The following is a 19441-nucleotide window of genomic DNA, read 5'->3' as shown; positions in this document are numbered from 1 at the left end:
ACTAAAAGGCGTTTTAAAATCTAGATTTTTTGTTCTGAGACGCCAACCTCTTTCTTGGTGGTGTTGCTGTTCACAGAGGACTATCGCGATTATTCTATCGCATTCTACTCTCACAATAATGCCCGCACGATAATCTGAGCATTTAAAAAGAGTGCCTCTTTGTAGGGAAATCATAACGAATTTCTCCTCTATTTTTTTAGTTGAATGAAGGAACTTGTAATGCTCATAAATTTCATCACGAATTATAGCATTTGTCAATATCGCGATTTATTTTGGAAAGAGGTATACTCTTTTCGTATGACGAAAGAAAAATTTTATTCAATAGAAGAAAGGATTCAAAAACTTCGAGAAGAAATCGATCAACTTCGGTATCGATATCATGTTTTGAATGATCCCGAAGTTACTGATGAGATATACAGCTCGCTTATGGCTGAGCTTAAAGATCTTGAAGAAAAATATCCTCAATTCCAATCTCCCACCAGTCCAACAGTTCGGATTGGGGGAGCCGCTATAGAAGCGTTTTCTAAAGTCGAGCATCGCGTTCGTCAATGGTCTTTTGATGATGTTTTTTCTTTTGAAGAATTAAAGAAATGGGAAAGTCGTGCTCTGAAATTATGGAGGGGTGATATTACTTACTGTACTGAGATGAAAATTGATGGATTAAAGATTATTCTTGAATATGAAAAAGGTGTGTTAAAACGAGGAGCAACCCGGGGAGATGGTCGTATCGGAGAAGACGTTACAGAAAATGTACGCACTATTCAATCAATTCCTTTTATTCTCAATGCTCCTGTAGATAGTATTGTTGTGGGAGAAATATGGATGGCCAAAAAAGAACTTGAACGTTTGAATAAAAATAGAACTAAAGCTGGAGATGCTGTCTTTGCCAATACAAGAAATGCTGCTGCCGGTTCTATTCGTCAACTTGATCCAAAAATTGTCGCAAAAAGAAAATTAGATTCTTTTCTTTATGATATAGATTATCTTTCTTTTTCATCAGAGATCGAGGGTAAATCATTTGTGTACAAAACTCTTCATGGTGAAGAAAAATCTTTTTTTCTTAGACAGCCTCAAACGCAGATCGATGAACTTCTTCTTCTTTCCCAATTGGGCTTTAAAGTAAATCCTTATCATAAAAAATGTCTTTCTCTTTCTGAGATAGAAACATTTTATAAGGAAGCGTCTGAAAAAAAGTCAACGTATGATTATGATGTTGATGGTGTAGTAGTAAAAATTAATGAAAAACCAGTTCAAGTTGAATTGGGATATACAGGAAAATCACCTCGATGGGGAATTGCTTATAAGTTTCCCGCCCAGAAAGTCACAACGGTTGTAGAAGATATAACGATTCAAATAGGAAGAACGGGAGTGCTTACTCCTGTGGCGCATCTTCGACCAGTTCAGGTGGCGGGATCTATCGTTTCTCGTTCAACTTTGCATAATGAAGATGAAATAAAACGGCTAGATGTGCGCATTGGAGATACCGTTGTTATTCAAAAAGCTGGAGATGTTATTCCCGATATAGTGGAGGTGCTTTTTTCTATGAGAACAGGAAAAGAAAGATTATTTATTATGCCGGGAGCCTGTCCTTCATGTGGATCTCTTGTCGAACGAAAAGAAGTGGATAGCGGTCTGAAAAAAGTAAGTGTGGCTTATTATTGTATGAATCCGCGGTGTTTCGCTGTTGAGCTTGAAAGACTTATTCATTTTGTGGGGAAGAAGGGTTTTAATATCGATGGACTAGGAGAAAAAATTGTAAAGCAATTGATTGACGAGGGTTTGGTAGGGGATTTTGCTGATTTTTTTGAGTTAAAAGAAGGAGATCTTCGTCCCTTGGAAAGATTTGCTGAGAAATCAGCATCTAATCTTATGGAAGCGATAGAAAAAAGCAAAGAAATAACATTTGATCATTTTCTTTTTTCTTTGGGAATTCATCATATAGGAGAGGAAACAGCTCGACTTTTGGAAGGATATATTCAGAATCATTACCCCTTAGCATTTTCTCATATTCGAAAATTTGCTGATACTATGAAAGATATTTCAGCTGAAGAATGGGAAAGTATAGAGGGAATCGGACCTAAAGTGGCAAAAAGTATAGAAGAATGGTTTTCGTATGATCAAAATCAAGAAATACTCCATCGACTTGATGATTTGGGAGTTCGTTTTAAAAAAGTCAAAAAAAACACTTCCGTTGAGGGGAAAAATAAAAATGCTTTTCTTGGTAAAACGATGGTGATTACGGGTGAGTTGGAGCGTTTTTCTCGTGAGGAAATAAAAAACATTATACGAGAATACGGAGGAAAAGTTTCTTCGAGCGTAAGTAAAAAAACAGATTATCTTGTTTGTGGGAAAAACCCTGGATCAAAGTACGAAAGAGCTTTGGAATTGGATATTAAAATTCTTTCAGAAGAAAATTTGTTTGAAATATTAGGAAAATAATTTTCTCATACTCCGCCTTCATCATTTTTTATTTGAAAATAAAAAAGTCCCGATTTTCTGAAAGTTTTTCAGTCATCGGGACTCGGTTTCTTTATTCTAACTTTGGATTAGTATTTTATGTTGAGAAAAATATTTTTCTTATGTCACTAAGATTGGTGAGATAATATTCTTCTTTTTCATTACAAAAGAGATTTTCGTCACAAAATGGGATAAAACCATCCCACCCAGTAAATCGATACTCTTGTGTATACCTATGTTGTCCTTTTTGGATAAGCCAATGAAAATCATCTATAGTTCCTGCGCAGTTTCTATAAAGATCCTTTACAGGTGGTATGTTGGAAAAAATATCGCTAAATATACCCATTTCTTTTTTATAGAAAACAAATATTTTAGCACCTCCTAAAGGGGGGCATCCTCCGGACTTTCTTATTTCTTTATAGAGAGGAATGTGATTCTCTCTGATTACAGCGGTGAAAATATTCTTTGAATTTATAAAGAACGTAGCCATTGTATGTATACCTCTTATTTTTTAAGTTAAAATGCATCTTGCGTTGTTAAATAACATCGTGATAGCTATATCGTCGTTACGAAGATTCTTCGATAACGACACAAGAATAACATCAGAAAAACACAAAAGTGTCAATATCGCATAAAATGTTTCTTTGATTTATACTTAAGAAAATAAATAGAAAGCATTGTGTGGATAGAGAATCTTTTCTATTTTTGAATAGTTGTTAATTTTTTTCTTTATGCTTTCCAAAGAAGAAGTTTGTCATATTGCGCATCTCGCTCGTATTGAATTATCAGATCAAGAGGTAGAAAAATTTGGTAAAGAAATGAGTGCCATCTTGGAATATATAGAAAAACTTAATGAGCTTGATACGCAAGAGATTGCTCCTATCGGACATATAACGGGTATGGTAAATATCTACCGTGAGGATCGTGTTCATAGCGCTAAAGAACAAGAACATGAGTTACTTATAAAAAATATTCCGAAGAAAAAAAATGATTGTATAGTAGTAAAGCAAGTTTTAGCTTAAATTTTTTATGATACGTCAATTACAAGAAAAATTGCGAAAGAGGGAAATAACCAGCCGATCAATCGTGGAAAGTTATTTTGAAGTTATCGAAAAGAAAGAAAAAGATCTTGATGCTTTTGTTACTTTAAGAAAAGAAAAGGCTTTACAAGAGGCTGATACAATGGATATCCAGTTTGATCTTGGCCGAGAAATGGGGATGCTTTCAGGAATTCCCTATGCAGCAAAAGATAATATGTGTGTAGAGGGAGAATCCATAACTGCGGGTTCCCGAATGCTTTCCGGATTTCGTGCTCCCTATAACGCTACGGTTATTCAACGATTGGCAGAGGAAGGAGCTATTCTTGTTGGTATAACCAATATGGATGAATTCGCTATGGGGTCATCCACAGAAACAAGTGCTTATAAAAAAACAAAAAATCCCCATGATATTTCTCGAGTTCCTGGTGGATCTTCGGGTGGGTCTGCTGTCGCTGTCGCTTCGGGTATGGTGCCATGGGCTCTTGGTTCGGATACAGGAGGATCTATTCGTCAGCCTGCGTCTTTTTGTGGCACTGTCGGTTTGAAACCTACATACGGAAGGGTTTCTCGTTATGGACTTTTGGCTATGGCGTCGAGTTTGGATCAAATCGGTCCTTTTGCTATGAGCGTGGAAGACACGGCTATTATACTTTCTTCTTTATCGGGAGAGGATATTCATGATGCGACCACTGCGCAGAGTTTTGGAAAACGATATGAAGATTTTCTTACGGGAGATATAACGGGCAAGAAGATAGGCGTTATTAAAGAATGGATTGAGCACAAGGGATTAGATCCTGAAATCAGACAAAAAATCGAAGAATCTCTTACTCTTTTTAAAGAAAAAGGAGCGATTGTGGAATATGTTTCTTTGCCAACGATTGAATATGCGATACCTGTGTATTATATTCTCGTATCTTCTGAAGTAAGCTCAAATATGGCTCGATATGACAGTATTCGATTTGGCTCGGGGAGTCCTGAAGCGAAGACAATTTTCGAAGTATACTCAAAATCAAGATCTCAATTTTTGGGTTCTGAGGTGAAGCGAAGGATTATGCTTGGAACGTATGCGCTAAGCTCAGGATATTACGATGCCTATTACAAAAAAGCTCAGAAAGTGCGATCTCTTATACGCAAAGATTTTGAACGGGTTTTTGAAGAAGTTGATCTTTTGTTTGGTCCCACAAGTCCAGAAGTTGCTTTTGAATTTGGTGCCAAAATAGAGGATCCACTTTCAATGTATCTTTCGGATATATATACAGTTACTGCCAATATTGCAGGCGTTCCAGCTATTTCATTTCCTATTGGCTCTCTTGAAAAAAATGGAAAATCTCTTCCTATTGGAGGCCAGCTGATGGCGAAGTGGTTTGATGAAGAAGGTCTTCTTGCCGCTGCGGATGTGTTTGAGAAGGCGTTGATGTCAAAATAATACTTTTTTTATGGAGATAACGTTTGGAGAAATAGTTGCATCTTTACTTAGATTTATTGCTTCCTTTTGGAATTCACCTTTTTTGGATTTTTTACGCTTTCTTTTGGCTGTGTATACCATAGTTCTTTTTCTTGATCTGATAATGCTTCTTATTTTGCGTGATGTGAAAAAAGATATTCGTGTAGGGAAATTTGGAGCCGATATGCCAGTAGCTCATAGAAAATTCATAAAAAAACAATGGAAAATTGTATCCGAGCATATGTCGGGACATACGGATTCAGATTGGAAAATTGCTATTTTGGAAGCGGATAGAATCGTTGATTATGTTCTGGAAATTTCGAGATTTCCAGGAACGAATTTTCGAGAACGAGTGGAGTTGGCTTCTTCAGAACAATTGAGCAGAAAAGAAGACCTTCTTAGAGCGCATCTTATTCGAAATTCTATAATAAAAGAATCTTCTTTCTCTCTTGATCATTCCACAGCAAAAGAGCTTATAGCTATCTATGAATCGGTTTTGAGTAGCTGGGGAGCTTTATAAAATGATTGTTATTAATTTTTTCTTTCTCCTACAATTTCGAAATTTTTACCGTATAGCGATGAAAATTTTGTGACGAAAGAAAATTCATAAGAATTTTATACACAGTATATGGAAGTTATCGGTATACAAACAAGAATAGTGCATCCTCCAAAAGATGATCTTTATACTGTTTTTGAAGAAAGTATTTCCGATATCCGAGAAGAAGATATTTTATTGATTTCTTCAAAAGTATTAGCTATTCATCAAGGTAGATGCGTACCCACCAAACATATTTCAAAAGAAGATTTAATTCTTCTTGAAGCAGATCATTTTTTTTCTTATCACAACAAAGCTTTGAAAAGAAATTTTTCTCTTACTATCAAGGGAAATACATTGGTAAGTTCGGCAGGTATCGATGAATCAAATGGTAATGGGTATTATATTCTTTGGCCAGAAAATAGTACTTCTTTGTGTCGAGAGATTCAGACATTTTTGAGAGAGAAATATCATCTTAAGCGTTTTGCTGTCATTGCTGTGGACAGCCAATCTGTTCTCTTGCGTTATGGTGCTATTGGTGTGGGTATAGGATATTTTGGTATGCATCCTTTGAAAAATTATATCGGGAAGAAAGATTTATTCGAAAGGCCTTTCGTTATCGAGCGATCGAATATGATTGATATGATTGCCTCGGCAGGAACTTTGGTTATGGGAGAGGGATCAGAACGGGTTCCATTGGCACTTGTTCGTGGTGTTTCGGGTGTTGAATTTAGTAATGAAGATACAACTGATGAATTTTTCGTTTCTATGGAAGAAGATAAATACGCCCCATTCTTTGATGTTTTTCCAAAGAAATAAAAGAGATAATTCCACACCCATTCTTGCCTTTTCTACCGACGAATCTTTGTGATAAATCAAGAAAACTTTCCGGATTTTCTTTTCGTTGTTCGGATTCCTCCCCCTGAGAAAAAGGGGGATTGAGGGGGATTTTCTTTGTATGAAATTCTTTTGTGAAATCAATACAAATCCCTCCCCCTCGAAGACTCGGGTACTCCCTTTTGGCAAAGGGAGAGAAGAAAGAGAGAAAGACTCGGTAATCCCTTTTCCTCAGGGAGAAAAGACAGAAAAAAGTGTGAATAAAACTCCCATTTCACAAAAAACACAAAACATCCTATACTAAAAAAAGAAAAAAGATTATTTCACAAACAAAAAAAAGAACATTTATTATACAATAAAATAGTATGATGTTTACGAAAAAAAATACTCCCCCCAAACTACAAAGAACTCTTGATGGAATACGAAAAGAAAAAAACAATACTTATTCTATAAAAGAAAAAAAAGAAATCTCTCTTTCTTCTTTTTTTTCTTTCCTCTCCAAAAAAAGAAAACTCACTTCTACTTTCCTCTTAACCATTCTTATCTTAGGAGGAGTCTCTTTTTTCTTTTCAAAAAATATAAAAGGAGCAACGTATGGATGGATTCAAAGTAGTTGGATAGGAGGAGTAACAGTAAATACTGCTACACATACCAATAATCAAGAAAACTGGACGGAGTTTGCTTCGAAAGATGCAAACATTCAAGCAGATGCAAGTGGTGTAATGATTACGGGGACGGCGAATACATGGGTAGAGACGACGGATAGTAACTTTGCCACAGGAACAAACACGGGAGTATATGTCTCCGGAACAGGAACGAATGCGGATATAAAACTCCTTAAGCCTCCCGGAGCAACGTGTTCGACCAATACTGAATGTTTTACACCATCTGTATGTTCAACAACATGTCTTTATTCGTGTAGTAGTGTTTCTTCCGGAGTTCCTTGCGGATTTCAAGGAATAATTTATAGTCCTATTACCGCCAAAGACGGAAAAGTATGGCTCGACAGAAATCTCGGTGCAACACGCGTAGCTACAGCATTCAATGATTCGCAATCTTACGGACATTATTATCAGTGGGGAAGAGGAACTGATGGACATCAACTTACAACTAGTACCACAACAGGAACGCTTTCTTCTTTGGATACTCCTGGACATGGACAATTTATTCTTGCTCCCAGTTCTCCTTATGATTGGAGAAGTCCACAAAACAATACTCTCTGGCAAGGAGTCGATGGTACAAATAATCCATGCCCTCCAGGTTTCCGCCTTCCTACTCAACCAGAATGGAGTGTTCTTGTTTCGGCAGAAGGAATTACTGATAGCGCTACCGCGTACGCGAGTACTTTAAAATTATCCGTCGCGGGCTACCGGCACCGCTCCAGTGGCGGTTTCGGCAATCAGGGGAGTTACGGGTTCTATTGGTCGAGTAGTGTAAGTGGTACGCTTGCGTTGAACCTCTACTTCAACTCTGGGAGTGTGAATCCCGCCAATTCCTACGACCGCGCTAACGGGTTACCGGTTCGGTGCCTTAAGAATTGATTTCTGCTTTGACTCCCCTGCATTTTGGGCGGGGTTCCGCCGGAGGCGGAATTTGAGTTTTTCCCCTTTTCCTTCAGAAAATATTTTTCATTCATTTTTTTCAAAAAATATATGGCAACGTACGATAATCTTCCGGTATATAAAGCGAGCTATGATTTACTTCTGGAACTTTTTCTTGTTGTGAATAATTTTTCTCGGGATTATCGTTTTACTCTGGGTGAGCATATAAAAAACGAAACGATTACGATGATGATGTGTATTTATCGTGCCAATAAAGATCGATTAGAAAGAAAAAAGAATATTAGTTTAGCTCGAGAACGCGTTGAAAATATTCGCGTTTTATTGCGAATACTAAAAGATCTTCGTCAAATAGGCCTCAAAAAATTTGTTGTTTTGCAAGAATCCATAGAATTGGTTTCCAAACAACTTACCGGATGGGAGGCTAGCTGTACCTAACGATATGCTCTTTGTATGTGGGCGAGAGCCGTCTTTTGCTACGTGTGAAAGCGGGAGTGCCCTTAATCAATTCAATACCCCTCTTATAAAGAGGTTTCTTTATAAGGAATTTCTTCCATTTTTTTTGGAAGTTTTGTGTGATGTTACGACAATGCACAAGAAGTGGAGTGGGTATTCTTTCGTCGCGGGCAACCGGAACAACTCCAATGGCAGTTTCAACAATCAGGGGAGTAACGGGAACTATTGGTCGAGTAGTGTAAGTGGTACAAATGCGTTGAACCTCAACTTCAACTCTGGGAGTGTGAATCCCGCCAATTCCAACAACCGCGCTAACGGGTTAACGGTTCGGTGCCTTAAGTATTGATTTCGAAAAGGAGTACCTTCGGGTACTTTTTTCGTTTTTTTATGGAAAAACTTCTTTTTGATCTTTTCTCTGCCTATTATGTTGCTCGAAAAAATAAAAGAGGGACTATGAATGCCGTGTCTTTTGAAATCGAATACGAAAAAAATATCATGGAATTGTATCAAGACATTGTCGAACGTCGGTATGAAATCCGCCCGAGTATTTGTTTTATTGTACATAAACCGGTAAAGAGGGAGATATTTGCTGCTGACTTTCGAGATCGTGTCGTTCATCATCTTCTTTTCCAATATATAAACCCTGTTTTTGATAAACAATTTATTGCTGATACGTATAGCTGTCGGAAAAAGAAAGGAACTTCTCGTGGAATTGATCGTGTGAATTACTTTCTTCGCTCGTGTTCTGATAATTATCAGAAAGAATGTTGGATTTTGAAATTGGATATCGAGGGATATTTTATGTCAATGGATCGTACTATCCTATGGAATATGATATGCACAGCTTTTTTTCGTAAGAAGAAAAAAGAAGATAATCTTGATTTAATTTTGTATCTTCTTCAAAAAGTTATTTTTAACGATCCAACAGATAATTGTTTTATAAAAGGACAAAGAAAAGATTGGATTGGATTGCCTCGCAAAAAAAGTTTGTTTTTTGCCAAAGAAGGGAGTGGATTTCCTATTGGGAATCTTACTTCCCAACTTTTTGGAAATATATATATGAGTGGGTTTGATCATTTTGTTCGAGAAACTCTTGGTGTGAAATGGTATGGACGATATGTGGACGATATGATTTTTATGGACAAGAAGAAAGATTTTCTTCTTGAAATTCTTCCAAAAATTTCTGAATATTTGTGCCATTCTTTGGCTTTAAGTATTCATCCAAAAAAAATATATTTACAACCACTTTTTAATGGGGTTTCTTTTCTTGGCGTGCGTATAAAACCGTATCGTACGTATATTGGTCCAAGAATAAAGAGGAATTTTTTTATAAGTATAGGGAGAATGAGAAATTCTTTTAAAAAAAGAACTTTATTGAACACAAGAGAGCGATACCAAATACTTTCTCGAGTAAATTCTTATTTAGGATGTATGGGCTGGTGTCGAAGCTATTATTTGAGAAAAAAAATGATAGATCTTTTGATGAAAAAAAATTTAGATCGATACTATACTGTTTCTGAAGGAATGTTACGGATTACATCCAAATGGAATCCTTGTAGAGACGGAGAGAAGGGATAGGCGGTTACTTATTTTTATTCTTCGAGGAGATAAAAAAATTGGAAGAAATATTTTTTGTATGGTATACTTTCTCTTGTATGAATAGAACAAAACAAAAGAAACAAGGAATCTTCTTTTGGATGTATGCGATGGTGTTTTCCTTCGTTTTTTTTGGTATGTTTTCGGGTGAAGTAAGAGCAGCTGATCCAATAAGTGGAACATATACATCGGCAATTAAAGACTTTGCTTTTCAAGTAGGTGCTGAAGCGCTTACATGGACGGAAACACTTCCCGCAGGAACATCGATATCCGTAGAACTTCGTGCAGGGAATATCTCAGATCTTTCCGATGGTATGTGGACTGCGGTAACGAAAGAGGCTCCTCTTGGAGAATCGTTTCAAGGGTTTCGTTATTGGCAGTATCGCATTACCCTTGCTACTTCAGATGGGAATTTTATCCCGAGTATTTCTGATATTTCTCTTATAGGCTATACAGGGGAGCTCATTTCTTCTCCTTTTCGAAGTGAAAATTATGGAAATACATTGGAAAAAATTTCATGGACACAATCAGGTAATTCTTCAACATCCCAAGTGCATTTTCGGGTACGAACATCTTTTAACGGATCAAATTGGACTGCGTGGTGTGGTCCAAATGATGGAGGGTCATCATGTGATCAAATGAGTGTTTTTTCTGATAGTTCTGGAGGGCAAGCAATAGATACTTTGTTTCAGAGTGGAAATGATGATATGTGGATCCAATACAAAGCAATTTTTGCTACTACAGTCCAAGAAATGTCGAGTTTACGACTTAATTCTGTAGGAATGGAGTATGATCGTGTTCTTTGGAGCGGAACACGTGAAAGTATAGTCAAAGACATCTCCCAAATCGGAGATTTCCGAACCATCTCTTGGACAGAGAATCTTCCCAATGAAACTTTTCTTTCAGTTCAGCTCCGTGCAGGAAATACTCCGACACCTGACGGAACATGGTCTTCGTGGATTCCCATTTCCAATGGGGGAGATATATCCCAATTTACAGGCAATCGCTATCTTCAATATACCGTTACCTTTTCTTCGTATGATGCAGATAATATCCCAAGCATCTCCGATGTCACTCTCTCCTATATCTTGCGTCCATTAGGAACATTTCTCCTCACTTCTTCTCCTTTTAACTCTTTTGATCCTACCAACCTCCTCTCCAAAATAGAATGGAATGAAACCATTCCTCCTCAAACAAATATACGTTTCCAACTCCGAACCGCACCAGATCTAACAGGATCTCCTGATTGGAACAATGGTTCCAAATGGTGTGGACCTACAGATTGCGCCCTCACAACAAATAGCAATGACTTTGCTTCGAGTTTTTACGAAACAACACCACAAGGAGAATCTACCAATCCCATACATCTAGAAGGAAACAATGATCAATGGTTACAGTATGCTACCTGGCTTTCTAATGAAAACACCGGAGCCACTCCAACACTTTCTCAAGTAACGCTTACCTATCTGGTAAACGCTTCTCCTATGATTCAAAATGTAACTGCTACTCCCAATACAGATAAAACAGTAGATATCACCTACGAAGTCAAAGATCCTGATACAACTACAGGAACCAATACTCCAGGATTTATTACTCCGAGCTTTTCCTATTGGGATGGAGATTCATGGGAAAGCATTGCTTCTAATACTCTAGCTCCCGAAGATGTACAAAACAAAGCAGTGAATCAAGATTCGTACACAACACACACAGCTACCTGGACTCCTTCACTTTCTCACTCAAATCTCTATCTTTCTGGATCAGCCAAGATTCGTGTCACTATAGGGGACAATGAAGGAGCAAACAATACAGCAACACAAGAATCCAATACCTTTACACTGGATACAAAAACTCCCACCAATCCCTCCCTCCTTGTCGATGCTTCTACTCAAGACCTCACCATTCCCTCCACCACATCAGCTCTCACTCTTGGAATGAGTGATGACTCTAATGTTTCTATGAAAATCTCCCTCCTTGCTGATCTCTCTGATGCAAACTGGGAAGTATTTAATGCAAACACAACTATCAAACTTGAAACTGATCCTGACATTATCTATGTCCGCTTCAAAGATCAATACGGAAATGAAACGCCAATTATCTCCACCCAAACGATAGAGACTCCTACAAGAATCATGACACAAGATACGAGTAATATGCTCATGACTCCTCCTGAGTATCGAGTCTTTGTAGGATTTAAAACGGTAGCAGAACCTATAGGAGGATTTGCTAATTACAAACTCTATCGAAGTGAAAATGAAGGAGCCTTCACCCTCTTAAATAGCGTAACCTCTCGAACGAATAATTTCCTTACCGATGCCACAACGCAAGAGAGTATACTCTATGCTTACAAAGTAAAGACAACCGATCAACAAGGAAATGTTTCTTTCTTCTCACAAACCGTTACCGCCAAAGCCAATGGAGTCCAAGACTTCGGAGAAGGGGGAGGAGGAAGTGATGGAGATGTTCCTACTCTTGCTAATGTAACAATTACTCAAATAGACACCACAACATTCACGGCTACCTGGGAAACAGATGAACTCTCCAACTCAACAATAGAATATGGAACCTCTCAAGGAATCTATACCAAACAAGTAGGTGTTCCTACCTTTTCCGATGGAGGGGGAGGAGCGGGTATTCACAGTGTTACCGTTACCAACCTCACACCCAATACCACGTACTATTTCAAAGTTGCCTCTACTGATCCTCAAGGCAATACCGGAGTCAATGACAATAATGGCAATGGATATGAAGTCACAACGAATCCTGGACCTTCTATCAGTAATGTTTCTGTCGCATCGTCTTACAACAATCAAGCTACTATTGTTTGGGATACTAATGTTCCTGCTAATACCGTCATAAATTACAGTGAACAAAAAAACAATGGACAACTTCAAGATCCCATTACTATCTCTGGTTCCAGTGTTCTTACCAAGAATCATTCCATAACGCTTTCCGGACTGAGTCAAGGAACGGATCATTATTTTCGCGTTACCTCCACCGACTCACAAGGAAACATTGCCAATGACAATAATGGAGGAAACTATTTTCAATTCCGTACGACACTTGATACTGATCCTCCTGTGTTTTCTAATATCGAAACACCTGTGGTTTCCAATAATGATGCAGTGATCACATTTACTACCGATGAACCTTCAAGTAACAAACTATATTTCCGAAAACAAGGAAGTGCTAGTTTCCAAGAAACCACAACGACTTCCACCTATGACAGATCACACTATATCATCATAAAAAATCTCCTTCCTGAAACTACGTATGAATATCGATTCGTCGTACGAGATATCAATCAAAACGAAGCACAGAGTGATCTTAAAACATTTACTACTTTGGTAGATCCTGAATACGATCATCCTCCAATAACGAGTATTACCAATATATCGAATCCTCCTCATATTCTTACTGATACAAAAGCGGTGATTACTTTCGAAACGGACCAAATCGCTAACTGTGTCTTGGAATATGGCACAACCAGTAGATCCTACAATGAAATTCCTCAAACAGAAGCGACAGGAATCTATGACACACTCCATTCCCTGCATCTTGGAGGACTCATCTTTAACACAACCTACTTCTACAAACTTCTTTGTGAAGATAATCTTGGAACCCTCATAGAGAGTGAAGAAAAAAGCTTCACAACAAAACTCAAACAAGTAGACAGTGGAAGTGAACAAGCAGAATCTACTCCTCCCTCTATCTCAGGAGTCAAAGTCAAAGACATTACAGGAGAGAGTGCTGTGGTGAGTTGGGAGACGGATGAAGTGGGGAATAGTAATGTTCAATACGGAAATACAAAAGAATATGGACTTATTGTGGGAAATGACGTTGTAAATACAGATCTTACTAAATACACAACTTCTCATTCTGTTGTTATGAGAGGACTCATTCCTTCAACAAAGTATTTTTTTAGAGCAAGTTCTTCCGACACCGCCGGAAACATAGGCACCTCCTCCCAACAAACCTTCCAAACGCAATCTCCTTCTTCCATCTCTTCCATTAAAGCTTCTTCCAAACAAATAGGGGAAACAACTATCACATGGAAAACTTCCACTCCCACTACCTCTATTGTTGAATATGGAAACACAGAAAACTATGGACAAACAAGAAAAAGTGAAGAACTCAAAAAAGATCATGAAATTATCATAAACAATCTTTTAGAAAACTCTACCTACCACTTCCGAGTAAAAGGAGAAGATGAATCAAAAAATCTCTTCTCTTCTTCCGACTCTACCTTTGAACCAAAGTCTCCACCACAAATCAAAGAAATCAAGATAGAAGTTCTTTCAGACAGAGAAGCAAAAGTAAACTTCCTTACTGATACTCTTACCGACTCTCTTGTAACCTACAAAAACAAAAACAAAGAAGAAGATCAAAAGAGTGAAGGAAATCCCTCCCTCCTCCAAACTCACTCCCTCACCCTCAAAGAACTCACTCCTGGAGAAAACTACGTTCTTACTGTACGAGTCAGAGATGATATGGGAAATGAAACTCTCTCTGATGAGATAGAATTCACTATGCAAAAAGATGAAACTTCTCCTACAGTAGAAAGAGTCTCTACCGACTCCGCTCTTTCACAAAACGGAAAAGTACAAATGATTATTAACTGGCAAACAGATGAAGATGCTTCTTCCTCCCTCATCTACAAAGAAGGAAGAGCAGGAGAAGAAAAAACAGTGAATGTAAGTTCTTCCCCAACAAAGAATCACATCATTGTACTCACCTCTTGGAAACCAGGAACTCTCTACTCTTACAAAGTCATAGTAAAAGATCTGAGTGGGAATGAAACCATAACCAAAGACTACATCACCCTTACACCACAAACAAAAGAATCTGTTGTAGAACTCATCATAAAGAACTTCAAAGAAATCTTTGCTTGGACGGGAGGGTAGGAGGGGAGGAGGGGAGGAGGAAAAAAACTCTTTGAACTTATATTCATAAAAAGGAGGGATCTCCACCAGAGGTGGACCAAGTCTCGACTCACTCACTACGCTTACTCGATTGAAATGATGAAGAAAGAGGGAATTGCTAAAGATTTTTTATTGGAGAAAAAATCTAATTGGCAATGTATTTTCTGTTAATATTGATTGAAATATAACCAAGTCCAATAAAGATGAGACCGAGAATCACAAGAGAAATTGGCCAACCAAGTGAATTTGCAAAATATTCACTTGTGATATACGAGACATGTGCGATAAGAAAAAGAGTGCTTATGATTAAAATGCTACGACTTTTCATATATATAGATAAGAAAAGACCTCCAATAACAAGAATAAAATAAAATATTTGCCATAAAACAGAATCAAATACTTGCGAAAAAGCAGCTCCAAAAAAACCAAGCGCGCCGAAAAAATAAAGAATCCTAATAAGTTTCTCATTCCAGCCATTACGGAACGTATGTGCTAACAATAAGTAACTCAATCCCATTATCATAGTGAGATAGGCGTATAAATCTTCACTATAAAGTGAAGCGTTTGTAATTGCATCAAAAAGAAAATAAACAAAGGCTGTGCCATTAATTATCGCAAAAAAAGTTAAAATAGCATTTTTGTGTACAGAATTGAGTAAGAGATAAAATATAAAAATAATACCAAAGGTAAAGGCGAGTGGCCATAAAGAATCAGATCCAGTACTTAATTCTGAAAGTGTAACAAGTGATCCCCCAGGAATTAATACGCCCCCAATGAAATGAAAAATAGCACCAATATTTTCATCAGGTTTATTTTTGAGCAATAGAGAACCAATAGCGGCGAACAGAAAACCAAGTCCCAAGGTAATGATTATACGACCAAAAGATCCCAAATCATACCAAATTTGAGAGATGAAAATAATAATTCCAATAATTACAATAGCTATTCCTAAAACATAAAGCATTTTTGTTATGGAAAAGAAGGGGGTGTCTTTCAAATTTTCCATTTTAACTTCATTTTGTGCTGTTTGAGCAAGAACAAAACGATTTACTATTTCTTCACGACTTATTTCTCCCGTATATATTTTCGCTGAAAGTTCTTGTAATAATTCTTCTTTATCCATAAAGAGTATTAAAAAATAGTATTAGTTAATTTCTTCCGGGTAACACCCATCCTATAAAATGAAAATCATTTTCTTGATAATCATATTTATTATTAATAGTATTGAATAGGTTTATTTTAGTTTTACCATTTCCTTTCGTAAGATAATAACCATAAGAAGAAGAAGAATCTCCTCCGAAAAAGTTAAAAAAAATACTTCCTCTTCTTCTATCGTAATAGTCATAGTCTGAAATCGTAACACCATCAGGTGATGCTGAGAGATTATTTAGTGTTAAGGATTGAGTTTCTTCAAATGTAATTTCTTTACCTTCATTTTTTTTCGTATCATGTACGAAAAAATGGATGTCATAATTTTTGATGTCATAGACTTCTCTAGGTTTCAGCATTTCATTATTGTCTAAATTTAAGGCGGAATAATCTAAGTCATGAGTGATCAGTTTATTGCCTACAACTGAATAACGCTTTTCAAGATAAGCGGGGCAACTCGCATAAAGATATGTCTCAATCTCAGCACAATATATGTAAACAAAATTATAATTAGTGGATAGAAAGAATGATGGAATATAGATACTCAAAGCAACGCCTATTATAAATAGGATAGGCAATGTAAAAGCAAGGAATATAACGAAGTTTTTCTTTAGAAATTCCATACGTTTTAATTATAAATAATTAGTTAATAAAGTTATTGATATTTTTATATAAATTTATAGATTTTTAAATTTTAACATATGTAACATCTTTACGCTATTTTTAGGCGAATAGATGAAAAACTTTATAAAATACACTTATTCCAAATCTTTAAGAAGTGTTATTATTGAGTATATATTTATTTTTTAGGTTGATTTTTTTTGAAACCTTTCGGAAATATTGAAAAGAATGGTCTTTTCTGATAGGCTTGAGAAATAAAGTATAATTGTATGAGAAAATCATTTGCAGAAGTTGTTTTGAAGTATCTTGAGGATATTGATGGATTCACTCTTGATGTTTCAACAAGAAATCCCATAGAGCGAATTTCGTTCAAGGTTTCTTCTGGGCAAATAACACCCATCGATGCTTTGGAAAAAGTTCGTGCTCAATCCACGTTATATCGATTGAATAAGTCTCAATATAAGGGATTAGAAGACTGTGTTCGAAAAATAGTATAAAAGAGAAGCTTATGAAACTTCACGAAGTTCGAAAGAAATATTTTGATTTTTTTTCTCAAGAAGGACATGCCATAATTCCATCATCTCCACTTACTCCAGAAAATGATCCCACAACACTTTTTACAGGTTCTGGTATGCAACCACTTATTCCTTATCTCTTGGGAAAAGACCATCCTATGGGAAATCGTTTGGTAAATTCCCAGAAATGTTTTCGAGCAGAAGATATTGAGGAAATTGGAGATAATCGACATACTACTTTTTTTGAAATGTTGGGCAATTGGTCTCTTGGAGATTATTTTAAAAAAGAGCAATTACAATATTTTTTTACTTTTCTTGTAAAGGAAATAGGTATTGATCCTCGTCGTTTGTATGTGACGGTTTTTTCCGGTGATGATACGAATGACATTCGTAAAGATGATGAATCTGTTGCATTGTGGAAAGACTTCTTCTCTCAATACGATATTGATGCAAAAGTTGTTCATCTAGAAACTGAAGAAAATGGAGGTCAGCTTGGTATGCAGGGAGGAAGAATTTTTGCTTATGGAGTAAAGAAAAATTGGTGGAGTCGTTCGGGTATTCCTCAAAATATGCCAATAGGAGAACCAGGGGGGCCTGATAGTGAAGTTTTTTTTGAATTTGAAACCGTAGAACATTCTTCAAAATTTGGAAAGTATTGTCATCCCAATTGTGATTGTGGTCGGTATATGGAAATTGGAAATTCTGTATTTATGGAATTTTTGCGATCCAAAAAAGGTTTCGATGTGTTGCCACAAAGAAATGTTGATTTTGGTGGAGGATTAGAGCGAATTACTGCGGCTTCAGAAAATAAAAACGATGTTTTTTGTATAGACATTTTTCAATCCATCATTGCCTGTATAGAAGAGTATTCCAAAAAGAAATATGAAGAAGATAAAAGAGCCTTTCGTATTCTTTCTGATCATATTCGAGCAAGTGTTTTTATTATGAATGATGGGGTATTTCCTTCCAATACAGGACAAGGGTATGTTTTGCGTAGGCTTCTTCGAAGAGCTATTCGATTTGCGGACTCTCTGAATATTCCTCAGGGAAAACTTACCTCACTTGTAGATGCTGTTATTTTAAATTATTCAGAAATGTACAGCTCACTTCAAGAGAATAGTTCTAAGATAAAAAATCTTTTAGAAGAAGAGGAGAAAAAATTTAGAAACACACTTACGAAAGGAATAAAAGAATTTGAAAAACGAGCGCAAGCTGGTTCTATTAGTGGCAAAGATGCTTTTGTGCTTTTTTCTACGTATGGATTTCCTATGGAGATGACGCAAGAATTATCTTTGGAAAAGGGTATCTCCGTTGATCGAAGTCAGTATGAAAAAGAATTCGAAGAACATAGAAACCTTTCACGAACAGCTTCCGCAGGAACATTCAAAGGAGGTCTAGCGGATTCCAGTGAAAAGACTACCATGCTTCACACGACAACACATCTTATGCTTGCAGGGTTACGAAAGTATCTCGGAGATCATGTACACCAAGCTGGCTCAAATATAACACAAGAACGAATTCGTTTTGATTTTACTCATGGAGAAAAAGTAGAAAGTGAGATTCTAAAAAAAGTTGAAAAATATGTTAATGAAGCCATTGTTAATGGATGTCATGTCTTTATAAAAGAAATGAGTAAGGATGAAGCAAAAGCTGAAGGTGTTGAGGGAAGTTTTTGGGAAAAATATCCTAACCGAGTGAGTGTGTATAGTGTTGAAAGTGATGATGGAACAATATATTCTCGCGAACTTTGCGGTGGTCCTCATGTGGAAAGTACAAATGCTATTTCCGGAAAATTTGCTATTATCAAAGAGCAATCCTCCGGAGCAGGTATTCGTCGTGTGAAAGCGGTATTAAAATAAAATAAGTGAATAATAATAAAATATATGAGCGATAATGATGTTGTCTTTAGAAAAAAGGATTTTTTGGGAAATCCCTTAAAGTCAAGAGCGTTGAAAGAGATATTAAAAAATGAAGATGTTGCCAAAATTTTAGATAAAAATGTAGAACAGCGTCAGTTTGTAGAAAAATTAAAATCCTACGCAAGTAATAGTAAGGATGTAACGCAAGAAGAAGTTCGCGCAGCATTGGCAGATCTTAAATATAAAACAGGGGATTCTCTTACGTTTAAAGAAACGATTAAATTGGGTAATGCTCTTGGTGCAAAAGATTTATCTCGAAAAGATTTGGCAGCAGATTCTGACTTGAGGAAAAAAGGTGGTGTTTTTGGAAGTGTTGGATATGGCCAAGCAAATGCTTCTAAACGACCTCCTTTGCGAGGTTTGCCATTTTAAATAAAAATCCATGAGTTTTTAA

The 19441-nt window shown here is 36.7% G+C and carries 15 protein-coding genes; 12 read left to right on the top strand and 3 right to left on the bottom strand.

Annotated elements, in window-relative coordinates:
* The first annotated feature begins 297 nt into the window (after positions 1-297).
* A complete protein-coding gene (gene ligA / locus IPN70_05350; GenBank protein ID QQS61281.1) occupies positions 298-2439 on the top strand; it encodes an NAD-dependent DNA ligase LigA in 2142 nt (713 codons plus the stop codon).
* 115 nt (positions 2440-2554) lie between these two features.
* Here ligA and IPN70_05345 read toward each other — a convergent pair whose 3' ends face one another.
* Positions 2555-2947 carry a hypothetical protein gene (locus tag IPN70_05345; GenBank protein QQS61280.1) on the bottom strand — a complete coding sequence of 131 codons (393 nt, stop codon included), beginning with the start codon at positions 2945-2947 and terminating at the stop codon, positions 2555-2557.
* Between the two features lie 241 nt (positions 2948-3188).
* Between IPN70_05345 and gatC the strand changes: the two genes are divergently transcribed.
* From gatC to IPN70_05305, 8 genes are all read left to right on the top strand, one after another.
* Complete coding sequence (gene gatC / locus IPN70_05340; GenBank protein QQS61279.1) at positions 3189-3479, top strand: Asp-tRNA(Asn)/Glu-tRNA(Gln) amidotransferase subunit GatC; 291 nt, start codon at positions 3189-3191, stop codon at positions 3477-3479.
* Positions 3480-3486: 7 nt separating this feature from the next.
* Positions 3487-4923, top strand: coding sequence for an Asp-tRNA(Asn)/Glu-tRNA(Gln) amidotransferase subunit GatA (gene gatA / locus IPN70_05335; GenBank protein QQS61278.1), 1437 nt, complete (start codon positions 3487-3489; stop codon positions 4921-4923).
* 10 nt (positions 4924-4933) lie between these two features.
* A complete protein-coding gene (locus IPN70_05330; protein QQS61277.1) occupies positions 4934-5461 on the top strand; it encodes a hypothetical protein in 528 nt (175 codons plus the stop codon).
* A gap of 108 nt (positions 5462-5569) precedes the next feature.
* Positions 5570-6295 (top strand): coenzyme F420-0:L-glutamate ligase, encoded by a 726-nt coding sequence (locus tag IPN70_05325; protein QQS61276.1) that lies wholly within the window; start codon positions 5570-5572, stop codon positions 6293-6295.
* A 383-nt stretch (positions 6296-6678) separates the two neighbouring features.
* On the top strand, positions 6679-7854 hold the full coding sequence (locus IPN70_05320; GenBank protein ID QQS61275.1) for a hypothetical protein: 1176 nt from the start codon (positions 6679-6681) through the stop codon (positions 7852-7854).
* Positions 7855-7965: 111 nt separating this feature from the next.
* A complete protein-coding gene (locus tag IPN70_05315) occupies positions 7966-8310 on the top strand; it encodes a four helix bundle protein (GenBank protein QQS61274.1) in 345 nt (114 codons plus the stop codon).
* A 405-nt stretch (positions 8311-8715) separates the two neighbouring features.
* Complete coding sequence (locus IPN70_05310) at positions 8716-9906, top strand: hypothetical protein (protein ID QQS61273.1); 1191 nt, start codon at positions 8716-8718, stop codon at positions 9904-9906.
* A 77-nt stretch (positions 9907-9983) separates the two neighbouring features.
* Entirely contained in the window at positions 9984-14825 is a 4842-nt protein-coding gene (locus IPN70_05305; GenBank protein ID QQS61272.1) for a fibronectin type III domain-containing protein, read from the top strand.
* Positions 14826-14988: 163 nt separating this feature from the next.
* On the opposite strand, the gene IPN70_05300 is transcribed toward IPN70_05305, so the two are convergent.
* Both IPN70_05300 and IPN70_05295 read right to left on the bottom strand, forming a co-directional pair.
* Positions 14989-15966 carry a DUF2157 domain-containing protein gene (locus IPN70_05300; protein QQS61271.1) on the bottom strand — a complete coding sequence of 326 codons (978 nt, stop codon included), beginning with the start codon at positions 15964-15966 and terminating at the stop codon, positions 14989-14991.
* Positions 15967-15991: 25 nt separating this feature from the next.
* On the bottom strand, positions 15992-16615 hold the full coding sequence (locus IPN70_05295) for a hypothetical protein (GenBank protein QQS61270.1): 624 nt from the start codon (positions 16613-16615) through the stop codon (positions 15992-15994).
* Positions 16616-16882: 267 nt separating this feature from the next.
* On the opposite strand from IPN70_05295, the gene IPN70_05290 reads away from it, so the two are divergent.
* From IPN70_05290 to IPN70_05280, 3 genes are read left to right on the top strand one after another with little or no spacing between them, the layout of a single operon-like run.
* Positions 16883-17110, top strand: a complete 228-nt coding sequence (locus IPN70_05290; protein ID QQS61269.1) for a hypothetical protein — start codon at positions 16883-16885, stop codon at positions 17108-17110.
* 11 nt (positions 17111-17121) lie between these two features.
* Complete coding sequence (locus IPN70_05285; protein ID QQS61268.1) at positions 17122-18987, top strand: alanine--tRNA ligase; 1866 nt, start codon at positions 17122-17124, stop codon at positions 18985-18987.
* Positions 18988-19011: 24 nt separating this feature from the next.
* A complete protein-coding gene (locus IPN70_05280; protein QQS61267.1) occupies positions 19012-19419 on the top strand; it encodes a hypothetical protein in 408 nt (135 codons plus the stop codon).
* Positions 19420-19441 lie beyond the last annotated feature (22 nt).

It is taken from the genome of Candidatus Moraniibacteriota bacterium (assembly GCA_016699795.1).
Taxonomy (GTDB): Bacteria; Patescibacteriota; Minisyncoccia; order Moranbacterales.
The sequence above is the reverse complement of the archived record's forward strand: the minus strand, read 5'-3'. Positions and strand labels throughout refer to the sequence as shown.